The sequence below is a fragment of the Akkermansia sp. N21116 genome (assembly GCF_029854705.2).
Classification (GTDB): domain Bacteria; phylum Verrucomicrobiota; class Verrucomicrobiia; order Verrucomicrobiales; family Akkermansiaceae; genus Akkermansia.
Genome location: NZ_CP139035.1, coordinates 3,335,812 through 3,347,734, shown reverse-complemented (window position 1 = coordinate 3,347,734; position 11,923 = coordinate 3,335,812). Strand labels below are relative to the sequence as shown.

Genomic DNA, 11,923 nt, shown 5'->3' with positions numbered 1-11,923 from the left:
ATTTCCATGCACAAGAACACATCCAAAGATAGGACTGTTGTTAAAAGGGTTCCCCCGAAAAGGGGATTTTCCAAAATGTTTCAGGGCAAGGTAACCCGTTACCGAAGCCGTATTTCCGAGTTTGAGGACGATACTCCCAGCAGCACGATTGTGCGTATTCTGGTGGGCGTGTTGCTCATCCACTTGATCGTGATCGGCGGCGTCTGGTTGCGCGGTTCCTTGAAGAAAGACGAAGCCGAAACCCGGGTCAATATTCCCGTTGCCCAGAATACGGCTACCCAGACGCAGGAGCAGCCTCAGCAAAACCAGCCGCTTCAGCAGCAACAGACGACAGCCCAGACGCAAACTCCGACCGGGGCACCTCTGATCACAGATAAGAATTCTATGGCGGAAGTTCCTCCTGCCGTATCCCAGCCGCATTCTTCCTCCGGACAAGAGCAAATCCCTCTTGCCCTGCCCGTGGATGGAACATCGGGCGGACAGGCGGTTCAGCCGTCCGTTGCCTCGAATCGTCCGGCAGTGTCGGCTCCAACTGTTTCTCGGAATGATCAGCCGGCTTCGTCCGGTTCGGTTGCCGTGATCGAACCTGGCCCTGCCCGTCATATCATCGCAACGGGGGATACCTGGGAAAGTATTGCCAGGGATAATAACTGCACGGTTGAAGGCCTCAAAACCGTCAACCCCGGTGCTGTTCTCGCAAGTGGAGCAACTCTTGTGATTCCCATGAAGCCGGGAGAACGTGAAAAAGTGATCCAAGCGCGTCAGGAAGAAGCAATTCGCAATGCCGATGTCGTTTATGTCATGAAAAGAGGCGATACTTTGTCCAAGGTTGCCCGGCAGTACAAGGTGAGCGTGGCTTCTCTCCAAAAATACAACAACATTACCGATCCCCGCAAGGTGAAGATTGGACAGGAGATTAAAATCCCCAAGCAATAAAAAACTGTTTTACGGAACTTTTTCATGTCATCCAAGGTCAGCATTATTCTTGTTTGGTTTTCTGTCATTGTCCTGCTTGTGGTAGGACTGGTGATGGTTGCCAGTACGGGAGTTTGGGTTGAACCCGAGGACGATCAATACGGAATGTTGTACAAACAGATGCTCTTCTCCGGTTTCGGTTTGATTGGAGCTCTTCTGTTGGCTCGCATGAATTATGAGTTCTTCCGCAAATATATCTGGCTAATTATCGGATTTGCCTGCTTGTTGCTGGCATTGTGCTATGTCCCCGGCATTGGTCGGGAGATTAACGGGGAACGCCGCTGGATTAACCTCGGCATCCAGTTCCAGCCGAGTGAATGTGCTAAGATCTGTACGATGATGCTACTGGCTCACTGGTATGCCTTGCACCGGGATGTCGCTTCCAAGTTTATTGGCGGGTTCATCAAGCCGGGCATTCTATTCGGTATTCCCTTGTTGTTGATCTTTTTTGAAAAGGATATGGGGACTGCCTCGGCTTTGGGAGTTGCCGGATTATGCGTCATGTTTGCCGCTGGAGCCAATGTCTGGTATCTGTTGGGGACAATTGTAGTCGGATTCGGAGGTCTTTACTACATGGTGCAGACCAACGCCAACCGGTTGGAGCGTATTAGAGCCTGGACGGATTTGGCCGCTTATAGTGACGGAGCGGGACTTCAGCAATTCCGGGCGATGCTGGGAATGCAGCGCGGTGGTATTGAAGGGATTGGTCTTGGTAATAGCGTGGAAAAGCATGGAACACTTCCTTTTGCTCATACCGATTTTATTTTTGCTCCTTTGGGCGAGGAATTCGGGTTGATCGGCACGATGACCGTGCTGTTGTGTTTTTCCCTGTTTGCTTTTGCCGGCATGTCCGTGGCCATGCAGACGAACGACCGTTACGGTCGCTTGCTGGCGGTGGGCATTGTTGCTCTTGTTTTTTGTCCGGCCATGTTGAATATCGCTGTGGTGACGGCTGCCTTGCCCAATTCCGGCCTTCCTTTGCCATTTATCAGTTTTGGCGGGACGAACTTGATTTTTACACTGGGAGCCATCGGTATGTTGACGAGTATCCAGAGGCATTCTTATACGCCGCCTCCTGCGTATGAATTTTCGAGAAGAGATGACAGATCCGTAGACCTAAGATTATGAATGAGAGCCAAGGAAAAAATCTAAGTGTCGTGATAGCCTGCGGAGGAACCGGGGGCCATCTGTTCCCTGGTATTGCCGTCGCGCAGATACTGAAAAAGAAGGGATATCGGGTGACTCTGCTCATTTCCCGCAAGAAAGTCGATGCCCAGGCGACGGAACAATATGGGGATTTGGATTTCAAGACGGTGGAAGCCGTCGCCATGCCTAAGATCCCTTCGATCGGCATGTTCAAGTTTTTCTTCCTCATGTGGAAGACATGGCGCAGTTGTAAGGCTATATTGAAGGAAGTGCAGGCAGATGTCGTCGTCGGCATGGGCGGTTTTACTTCTATGCCTCCGGTCGTGATTGGCAAAAGAATGGGATTGAGGACGTATGTCCACGATTCCAATGCCCTGCCCGGAAAAGCGAACCGGATGACCTCCCGGTGGTGTGACAATGTCCTGCTGGGGATGGAGGAGGCGTGTCACTATTTCGACAAAGGAAAATCTATCGTGACGGGTACTCCCGTCAGAATGGAACTGGAAAAAGTCCTTCCCAGGGAACAAGCTTACGAACAACTCGGTTTTCGTCCCAAGGGGAAACTCGTTTTGGCGATGGGCGGTTCCCAGGGGGCACGCAATCTCAATACCTTGACGATTGAAGCTGCCGGAGAATGCCGTGATTTGTGCGAATTTCTCGTGATTACGGGGACGTCTGATTATGAACGGGTCAAGGAAATGTGTGCGGGATTGGACAATGTTCACCTGATGGCCTTCTGTTCCTGCATGGGGGCGGCGTATAGCGCGGCGGATGTGGTGATTTCGCGTTCGGGGGCTTCCAGTTTAACGGAACTGGCCCATATCGGAAAAACATCCCTGCTGGTTCCGTATCCATTTGCCGCTGATGACCACCAGGCTCATAATGCCCGGGTCTTTTCATCCCACAAGGCTGCTCGCGTTTGTCGTGAAGAATCGCTGACGAGTGAAACGATTGTCGGATTTTTGAAAGAATTGTTGACGGATGACAAGCTCCTGTGCGAGATGGAGTCCGCCGCAAAGCGGCTTGATGTTCCCGATGCCGCCGACCGCATCGTTGCCGTGGTTGAAAACAATAATGCCCCAGAGAAGAATGATTGATGAATTGAGAAAAAGGCTTTTGGATCGTGATCATCCCGCCCGGATCCACTTGATTGGCGTAGCCGGATCCGGTATGTCCGGTCTGGCTTTGATCCTTCTGGAGATGGGGCATCAGGTGAGTGGTTCCGATAGGGTAACCAGTGCGGAAACGGAACGTCTCCAAGGTTTGGGGCTGATTTTCTCGACTCCTCATACGTCAGTTGTTCTCGACGGAGTGGAAATGGTTATCTACTCCAGTGCTATCCGCCCGGAAAATGCTACATTCAGCGCTGCCCGGGAGAAAGGCATTCCTTGTTACCGCCGTGCCGAATGCCTGGCCGCTGTCTTGAATGCCAAGAAAGGCGTCATCGTTTCCGGTACGCACGGGAAAACGACGACTTCTTCATTATCTGCCCATTTGCTTCGCGAGGGGCGCATGAGGCCCTGCCATTACGTCGGAGCAGAAATCCCCGTTCTGGGTGCCAATGCCCACTGGAATGAAAACAGCGAATACCTTGTCGCTGAAGGAGATGAAAGCGACGGAACTCTCGTCAATTACATTCCCGAACATTCTATCGTTTTGAATGTGGAAGCCGAGCACCTCGACTTTTACCGCGATTTGGATCACATTAAGAGCGTGTTTGATCGCTTGTGCCGACAAACGAGGGGATGTATTTTTTATTGTGCCGCAGATGCCGGCGCCCGCAGCGTATGTTCCAAGTATCCGAATGCGATCGGATATGGATGGTCGGATGCGGATTACATTGCGACCGATGTCCATGAAATGCGCGGACATACGGCCTTTACCGTCGAGTTCCGGGGTGAGGTAATCGGTCGTGTTGAGTTGGGCATTCCAGGAAGACATAATGTCCTCAATGCTTTGGCCGCGATTGCATTTGCACGTGAGGCCGGTGTGGATTTTGATTCGATCACGCGCGGTCTTGCCTCATTTGCAGGGGCTAAGAGAAGGTTTGAGACCAAGTATCTGTCCCCTTCCTACCGCATTGTGGACGATTACGGTCATCATCCCACGGAGATTGCCGCGACTTTGCAGACAGCCCGCTCTCTGAATCCCAAGCGTCTTGTCGTGTTGTTCCAGCCTCATCGTTATTCGCGTACGAAGATGCTTCATGATGATTTCGGGAAGGTGCTGCAGAATGCCGACCAAGTATTCGTAGCCGATGTCTACCCCGCGAGCGAACTTCCGATCGAAGGTATTAGCGGTCAGACGATCGTGGACGCTATCCACCGTAACGGGCCGACAGGTACGGAGTTCCTTCCAGATCTGGCGACGGCTCACCATGCCGTGGGCAACTTCCTCCGGCCCGGGGACCTTCTGATTACTTTGGGGGCCGGCAATGTCCATGAATGCGGTACGAGAATTGCTGCGGACCTGGCCATTCTGGAAGATATGTTACGTTTTGGAGGCCCGGATATCCATGGTTGTCTGTATGAGCCTATGCGTCGTCATACTACGATGGGAGTTGGCGGATGCGCCCAGTATTGGATGGAACCGGAGAGTGTGACTGCTATGCGCGAAGTCGTTAACTATTGCCGTGAACGGAGTATCCCTGTTCGCATGCTGGGGCGCGGCTCCAATGTCATTGTGCGCGAAGGAGGAATCCGTGGTGCCGTCATTCATCCCTTCGGGGGGGAATTCGATGCTATTGCTCTGAACCCGGACAAGACGATTACCGCCGGTGTCGGTGTGCGTTTGAAAAAGCTGGCGACCGTAGCCATCCAGGCCGGTATTTCCGGATTTGAGTGGATGGATGGCATTCCAGGTAGTGTCGGGGGTAGTCTTCGCATGAACGCTGGAGCTATGGGGGCCGACATGTGGAGCAGATTCGTGTCTGCCATCTGCCTGGATGACGACGGAGAAATCCGGGAGCACAGAAAGGAAGACATGGTGGCCGAGTACAGAATGATTCCCGAGTTTGTGACGAGCCTTGTTCTGCAAGCGACCTTCCGGGGAACGACAGGTCCGGATACGGAGGCCATGCAAAAGATGGTTGAAAAAAACCGTGAAAAGAGGAAAATCTCACAGCCTCTCGGTGCTAGCGCAGGGTGTGTGTTCAAGAACCCGGAGGGAATCCCGGCCGGTCGTCTGATTGAAGAACTCGGCCTCAAGGGGGCCTGCGTAGGTGATGCCTGCGTATCTGATGTCCATGCCAACTTTATCGTCAACCGGGGGCATGCCCTGGCGACTGATGTGACGGAACTGATTGATCTGATTCGTGCGAAAGCCAAAGAGGAACGTGGAATCGAATTGAAAAGCGAAGCCCAGGTCATCGGCGATAGAGAACCACAATTTTAGCGTATAAATACTACGGTTATGAATCTTTCGAAAGATACAAGAATTGCTGTCCTGATTGGCGGTCCGGGAGCTGAACGGGAAGTTTCCCTCGTTTCCGGACGGGCTGTGGCGGGTGCTTTGCGGGATGGCGGGTTTACGCACGTGACGGAAGTGGATGTCCGGACGCCGGACTTTGTCCTGCCCGAAGGGACGGAGCTGGCTTACAACGTGATCCACGGGACTTTCGGCGAAGACGGTTCGTTGCAAAGAACATTGGAAGCCAGAGGAATGCCTTACACGGGAGCGGGTGTCAGAACTAGTGAGATTGCCTTCGACAAGGTGAAATCCAAGGAGGTTTTCATGGAAGCGGGAGTTCCGACCCCCGCTTGTGAGATTCTGGATTGTTCCGATGGGCTTGTGTTGCCTACTCTTCCATTACCCCTGGTGATCAAGCCGGCTTGCGAAGGATCCAGCGTAGGTGTTCATATTGTCCATAAGCAGGAGGATTTGCTGCCGGCGATGGAAGAAGTCGTTCAGCATGGTACGGCCATCCTCGTGGAAGAATTTATCCAGGGCAAGGAACTGACGGTAGGTATCCTGGACGGCGTGGCTCTGCCTGTCGTCCACATCTGTCCGCGTTCCGGGTTTTATGATCTGAAGAACAAGTATCCGTGGATGAATATGGGAGGCGGTACGGATTACATTTGTCCGGCCGATATTTCCAAGGAGGCTACGCTTGCCGTACAGGAGGCCGCCCTGGCCGCATACAAAGCGGTAGGAGTGGAAGTTTATGGCAGGGTCGATGTGATGTTGCGCGATTCAGACCAGAAGCCTTTTGTGCTGGAAATCAACACGATTCCGGGGATGACTTCCTCCAGCCTTCTGCCTAAGGCCGCTGGTGAGATCGGATTGTCCTATGAGGCTCTTTGTGAGCGTATCGCAGAAATTTCACTGGCGACAAGCCGGGGGTGACCCGATCCGTTGCCTTATACCATCCTACTTTGATCCATGGCCCGCAAATCCACAACTTGTATCCAACCGGGAAGCAAGCGCGAGGAAATGCGGGCTTTGGAAAAGGAGTTGATTAAAAAAGGCTTTCGTCCGCGTTTTTGGAAGCGTTTTGGCCGTCGGCTCGTTTCCGTGCTGACGCTTCTGGTGATTTTCTTTGCCTTGGCATGGAGTATCAGGTTCCTGTGGTCCAATTATATCTCCAGGTATGATGGACTTTCCTTTAAGGAACTGGAACTCAAAACAAATGGGGTTATTCTTGAGGATCAAGTACTGCAGCTGATGGGGCTGCAGGGCAAGGAGGTGTTGCTATCGTTGGATGTGGATGCCTTGGAACAGAAACTGATGGCTTTTCCTGCCATCAGAAAGGCGACCGTCCGCCGGGAACTCCCGTCTACATTGTGTGTGGAGATCGATGCCCGGGTGCCTATTGCCTGGCTTGACTGCCCCAAGCTGGGCATCCGTTCCCATGATGTTGAACACGGTATGTTTGTGGATGCCGATGGTGTGGTGTTTCCTTGCCATAAGGAAATTCACAAAGACTATATGGATTGCCCGATACTGTCCGTGCCGACGCCGGACGAAGGTGAGATTTCTCCGGGAGAAAAGGTGGAAATTCTGGACCGTGCCGTGGATTTGATCGTGTTGATCCGTCGTGAAAAGTCCGAATTCATCTCCAAGCTCAGTAGAATCAGCATTCGTAACGAATGGTCTTATCTGGTTGAGTTCGAAGATGGATGTGAAGCGGTTTTCGGGGTGTATGATACGGAACGACAGGTGGAAAATTTCCTGATGATCCAGCAAAATGCCCGGAAGACGCACCGTAAGATAAGAAAAATCAACTTGATTCAGGAACGGAATGTTCCGGTCGAATACGACAGAAACTACGAGAATATCCCGATTGCCGAGCCGGTGACCGAGTAAAAATGACTGTCTTTGCGACTTAGCCGTTGACCAATGTTGGGTCACACGGCAATCTCACCCTCATGCGCATCGTATTCATGGGAACTGGCAATATCGCATTGCCTTCATTCCGCCGGTTATTGAACAAGTCCAATGTCGTTGGTCTCGTGACGCAGCCGGATCGTCCTGTCGGACGGCATCAGGTCATGACTCCGCCTGCACTCAAAGTGATGGCCGAGGATGCGGATGTTCCTGTCTTGCAACCAGAATCGCTTCGAAAGCCGGAGGCTGTCCAAGCGCTGGCGGAGTTGAAGCCGGACCTTATCGTTGTGATGGCTTATGGGCAGATTCTCTCCGAGGAAGTGATCTCCATGCCCCCTCTGGGCTGCATCAATGCCCATGCCTCGATCTTGCCGCGGCACCGTGGCGCGTCCTGTATCGCCGCCGCCATTAAGGAAGGAGACTCCTCCACGGGGGTGACGATTATGCATATGGTTCGCAAACTGGACGCCGGGGATATCATCAAGTCCGTGTCTCTTCCTCTGATGGGCAAGGAAACCTGCGGGATGATGCATGATGTTCTCGCGAATCTGGCCCCCGATGTGCTGATGGACGTGATCCATTCCATCGAATCCGGAACGGCTACGCGAACGCGCCAGAACGAATATCTGGCGACGTATGCTCCCAAGTTGCAGAGATCTGACGGATTGATTGACTGGAATCTGTCGGCCGTGGAAATTGAACGCGCCATGCGTGCATATGATCCCTGGCCGGGTACGTACACCTTGTTCAGGGATCGCAAGGGCAGGATCAAGACATTGAAACTTTTCCCCTGTGCAAAAGTCAAAAAGGAAAACCGTGGCGTGCCAGGTGAGATCCTCTCGATTGGAGAGCATGGTCTCCTCGTTGCTTGTGCGGAAGGGGCACTTTTGGTGCCTGCCGTCCAGCCGGATGGCGGCAAGCGTATGTCGGTGGCGCAATTTGCTGCAGGTCGCCCCCTTGATCCGGGAATGATTTTTAATCCTGTTGAAGACCGAAACGGATAATTGAAATACCATGGCATCGTCATTTTCTCTCGACAGCTTGAACCGGGCGCAAAGACAGGCCGTCGTTACGTTAAATGGCCCGGTGCTTATTCTTGCCGGAGCCGGTACCGGCAAGACGCGTACGGTGACGTGCCGTATCTCTCATATGGTGGAACATGGTATTCCGGGACGCAATATCCTGGCTGTTACGTTTACAAACAAGGCTGCCAATGAAATGCGTGAACGCATTGGTCAGATGGTCGCGCGCAAAGCCGCCCGAGCCATGATGATCAGCACGTTCCACTCCCTGTGTACGCGTATCCTGCGCGAGGATATCGGGAAACTGGGCTATAAGGAAAATTTTACGATTTATGCCGGTAGCGATCAGGTGGGGCTGTTGCGCCAGTTGATCGTGAGGCATGGCGGGAGAAAAGAAAAGGTGGAGCCCAAGGATGTACTGGCAGCCATGAGCTCAGTGAAGAATGCCGGTCTCAATATCGATTCTATCAAGGATGATTTGCTGGCGACGATTGCATCTTCGTACCAGCGGGAACTGATTGCCCAGAATGCGGTGGACTTTGACGACCTGTTGATTATGGCGGAGAAGATCCTGCGGGAATATCCCGATGTCCGTGAAGCCTGGAGGAGCAGGTTCCGCTACATTACGGTGGACGAATTCCAGGATACCAACAGCCTGCAAATGAGCCTTCTCAAGCAGCTTGTCGGACCGGAACATAACGTTTGCGTCGTGGGGGACGACGACCAATCCATCTACGGGTGGCGCGGTGCGCAGATCAGTAATATTCTGGATTTCGAACGTTTCTTCCCCAATCCTACCGTGATCAAGCTGGAGGAGAATTACCGTTGTACGGCGCCGATTCTTAATGCTGCAAATGCTTTGATCAAGCATAACCTCGGGCGCCGTGAGAAAACCTTGTACGCCCACAAGGGCAATGGTGAACCTGTCAGGCTCATTTCCATGCCGGGGGATGCGGAAGAAGCGGAATTTATTGTCACGGATCTCGAAACGATACGCCGTCGCGAGAACAGGAACTGGGAGGATTTTGCCATCCTTTTCAGGGCCAATACACAGAGCCGTATTATCGAGCAAACCCTTCGAGAACATAAAATCCCGTATAGAATGGTGGGCACCCAAAGCTTCTTCGACCGCAAAGAGGTGAAGGATTTGATTGCCTATCTGGGGTTGATGGACAATCCTAAGGCGGATTTGCACCTCCTGCGCGTTCTCAATACTCCGCCACGCGGCATCAGTGAAACGACGGCACATCTTGCAATCGACTGGAGCCGGGAACACGAACAGAGCGTCTGGGAAGCCTTGAATGATGAAGAACTGTTGTCGCAGTTTTCGACTCGCGTGCGTAACAGCGTCCAGGAATTCTGTCGTCTGGTTGATAAATATGCAACCTTGTTTGCCGCTAGCGAACAGGACTTTGGCGATCTTCTTGCGGAATTGATTGAGGAGACCGGCTATGAAGGTTATGTTTGCCGCAGTTGCAAGACGGAGAACGAGGAGCAGAAACGTCTCATAGGGATCGGGGACGTCAAGGCCGACCTCAGACGCTACTGGGAGCCCGGTAAAAACCTGACCGACTATCTGGCCAAGGTCTCTCTTGATCAGGACGATGATGATGACGATGTAGAAAACAAGGCCGGTGTATGCCTGATTACCATGCATGCCTCCAAGGGTCTCGAATTTCCGATTGTTTACCTTGTTGGTCTCGAAGAAGGGATTCTGCCTCACAAACGTTCTCTTGAAGACGGAAATTGCGATGAAGAGAGACGCCTTCTTTACGTCGGTATTACGCGTGCCCAGGAACGCCTGATGATGACTTTTTGTTCGACTCGCCTCCGGTATGGAGATCGCATGCCGTGTCGTCGTTCATCATTTATCGGAGAAATCCCGGAAGATCTCTACATTTACGAAACCTGGGAGGAGATCATGGAGCAAGAGATAACTCCCGAGGAAGAGTCCGACTTTATTTCCTCTCTCCGGAGCATGATTATCGACGAAGACTGAACGGTTGGTGACGGAAACCGCGTGTTATCCTTGTCAATGTTTGGAGATATCGGAAACAACGGCTTTGTGGATGGCTCCAGGGATGGTGACCGTGTCTGAATGGATAGGCAGCAGAGGGGACGTCGTGAAAATCCTGTTTTGGCGCAGGATGGGAAATTGTGCCGGAGTCGTTGCTCCGAACCCCGTTCCCGTTTCCCGGTAAACATCCAAAAAATTGCTGCCGATGGATTTGAATGTGGAAGATGAAGGGGCCGCATTGAAGTTTCCAGCCATAATGATGGGCATGTTGCCGACTTTGTTTCCCTGGTCTTTCAACGCATTTAAGATGTTGTCGATTTCAAGCCGGTGGAAAGAACGGAGTTTGGAATAGTATTTCCAGTGTTCGGGAAGAAGGAAGTTCATCTTCGTCTGACGATGGGCCAGGCTGATATTGACTAGACGGATAGGAAGGTTGGAATGGCGGGGAATCCAGTCAACCATCAGACTTTCCGTATCGGGGATAGGCGCTACTTGGGAGAGTTCCCCGTTGGAACAAATAATGGCGCATGTGCCGATTTGGCGGGCACGGGCGGAGTTGCCGAACAGGGTCAGGGCCATTTCGACTGTTTGATTCGGGTCTCTGGCCCCTTGGAGGAAAATGACATCGGCATTGAGCTTGGCCAGGGCGGCTGTGGGTATGTTTTTCATGCCTCGGCAATCAATGGTGACGATGCGCCACGATTGGAGGCCGGGGTGAGATGGCAGTTTGTACTGGTTCATTCCCGTTCTGGCGATGGAGGGAAGGGAATCCAGAGTGGTGATGCCGTACAATGTCCAGAGGAGGAAAACGACCAACCCGATTTTCGAACGGAAGAAGATCCAGGCGAGGACTGCGGGCATGCCCAGGACTGAGGCCCATATCCACTGGGGAATAGTGGATATGATTGCTGTTATGTCGGATCCTTTGTAAAAGGAAAAAGAGATAAGAAACAGCCCGCACAGAGAAAAAAAGGCCATAAGCCTGCCGCACTGGAGCCCCAGATTGCGGTAGGCTGAATTACTGTGCTTCTTGCGGGGTATGGAGGAGAGAGCTGGCACAGTAGGGAAACTGGTGCTTACATGCCGAAGCCGGGAGGCAATTCCATGCCGCCAGTCAGCTTTTTCATTTCCGATGCGGCCTTTTCCTTACCTTTGCTGATGGCGTTCTGGATGGTTGCAAGCAGAAGTTCTTGAAGGAATTCAGCATCGTTGGGATCCAGAATGGAAGGATCGATTGTGAGAGAGGTAATTGTGCCGTCGCAGGTGGCCGTTACTTTGATTTTACCGGCGGCTCCTTCCGATTCAACAGTTTCGGTGGCGAGCTTTTCTTGAGCGGCGGCAAGCCCGGCCTGCATTTCCTGGGCTTGTTTCATCAATTTCATGATATTCATGGTGGTCTGTTAGGATATGTATTGAGGAGGGAGAAAATGGTGGGCAC

10 protein-coding genes are annotated in these 11,923 nt (G+C 52.4%); 8 read left to right on the top strand and 2 right to left on the bottom strand.

The features are described 5' to 3' along the window. Positions 1-75 precede the first annotated feature (75 nt). From QET93_RS12635 to QET93_RS12600, 8 genes are all read left to right on the top strand, one after another. On the top strand, positions 76-936 hold the full coding sequence (locus QET93_RS12635; protein WP_280132467.1) for a LysM peptidoglycan-binding domain-containing protein: 861 nt from the start codon (positions 76-78) through the stop codon (positions 934-936). 24 nt (positions 937-960) lie between these two features. Further along, complete coding sequence (locus QET93_RS12630; protein WP_280127438.1) at positions 961-2,103, top strand: putative peptidoglycan glycosyltransferase FtsW; 1,143 nt, start codon at positions 961-963, stop codon at positions 2,101-2,103. Then, on the top strand, positions 2,100-3,218 hold the full coding sequence (murG, locus tag QET93_RS12625; RefSeq protein WP_280127437.1) for an undecaprenyldiphospho-muramoylpentapeptide beta-N-acetylglucosaminyltransferase: 1,119 nt from the start codon (positions 2,100-2,102) through the stop codon (positions 3,216-3,218). Before QET93_RS12630 ends, murG begins: the two co-directional genes overlap by 4 nt. After that, complete coding sequence (murC, locus tag QET93_RS12620) at positions 3,211-5,514, top strand: UDP-N-acetylmuramate--L-alanine ligase (protein WP_280132466.1); 2,304 nt, start codon at positions 3,211-3,213, stop codon at positions 5,512-5,514. Before murG ends, murC begins: the two co-directional genes overlap by 8 nt. 18 nt (positions 5,515-5,532) lie before the next feature. Then, complete coding sequence (locus QET93_RS12615) at positions 5,533-6,465, top strand: D-alanine--D-alanine ligase (protein ID WP_280127435.1); 933 nt, start codon at positions 5,533-5,535, stop codon at positions 6,463-6,465. Between the two features lie 36 nt (positions 6,466-6,501). After that, entirely contained in the window at positions 6,502-7,425 is a 924-nt protein-coding gene (locus QET93_RS12610; protein ID WP_280127434.1) for an FtsQ-type POTRA domain-containing protein, read from the top strand. A 62-nt stretch (positions 7,426-7,487) separates the two neighbouring features. Then, entirely contained in the window at positions 7,488-8,450 is a 963-nt protein-coding gene (gene fmt, locus QET93_RS12605) for a methionyl-tRNA formyltransferase (protein WP_280132465.1), read from the top strand. 10 nt (positions 8,451-8,460) lie between these two features. Continuing rightward, positions 8,461-10,467, top strand: coding sequence for a UvrD-helicase domain-containing protein (locus tag QET93_RS12600; protein ID WP_280127432.1), 2,007 nt, complete (start codon positions 8,461-8,463; stop codon positions 10,465-10,467). Positions 10,468-10,500: 33 nt separating this feature from the next. Here the strand turns inward: QET93_RS12600 and QET93_RS12595 are convergent, their stop codons facing one another. Together QET93_RS12595 and QET93_RS12590 are read right to left on the bottom strand one after the other, a co-directional pair. Further along, positions 10,501-11,346 (bottom strand): endonuclease/exonuclease/phosphatase family protein, encoded by an 846-nt coding sequence (locus QET93_RS12595; protein WP_280127431.1) that lies wholly within the window; start codon positions 11,344-11,346, stop codon positions 10,501-10,503. Between the two features lie 215 nt (positions 11,347-11,561). Then, a complete protein-coding gene (locus QET93_RS12590; RefSeq protein WP_322190011.1) occupies positions 11,562-11,867 on the bottom strand; it encodes a YbaB/EbfC family nucleoid-associated protein in 306 nt (101 codons plus the stop codon). Positions 11,868-11,923 lie beyond the last annotated feature (56 nt).

What these genes read in the sequence shown, in the direction of transcription:
- QET93_RS12610 (WP_280127434.1), top strand. Translation starts at nt 6,502, where the DNA reads ATGGCCCGCAAATCCACAACTTGTATCCAACCGGGAAGCAAGCGCGAG.
- QET93_RS12635 (WP_280132467.1), top strand. Translation starts at nt 76, where the DNA reads ATGTTTCAGGGCAAGGTAACCCGTTACCGAAGCCGTATTTCCGAGTTT.
- QET93_RS12600 (WP_280127432.1), top strand. Translation starts at nt 8,461, where the DNA reads ATGGCATCGTCATTTTCTCTCGACAGCTTGAACCGGGCGCAAAGACAG.
- murC (WP_280132466.1), top strand. Translation starts at nt 3,211, where the DNA reads ATGATTGATGAATTGAGAAAAAGGCTTTTGGATCGTGATCATCCCGCC.
- QET93_RS12630 (WP_280127438.1), top strand. Translation starts at nt 961, where the DNA reads ATGTCATCCAAGGTCAGCATTATTCTTGTTTGGTTTTCTGTCATTGTC.
- QET93_RS12590 (WP_322190011.1), bottom strand. Translation starts at nt 11,867, where the DNA reads ATGAAATTGATGAAACAAGCCCAGGAAATGCAGGCCGGGCTTGCCGCC.
- fmt (WP_280132465.1), top strand. Translation starts at nt 7,488, where the DNA reads ATGCGCATCGTATTCATGGGAACTGGCAATATCGCATTGCCTTCATTC.
- QET93_RS12595 (WP_280127431.1), bottom strand. Translation starts at nt 11,346, where the DNA reads ATGCCCGCAGTCCTCGCCTGGATCTTCTTCCGTTCGAAAATCGGGTTG.
- murG (WP_280127437.1), top strand. Translation starts at nt 2,100, where the DNA reads ATGAATGAGAGCCAAGGAAAAAATCTAAGTGTCGTGATAGCCTGCGGA.
- QET93_RS12615 (WP_280127435.1), top strand. Translation starts at nt 5,533, where the DNA reads ATGAATCTTTCGAAAGATACAAGAATTGCTGTCCTGATTGGCGGTCCG.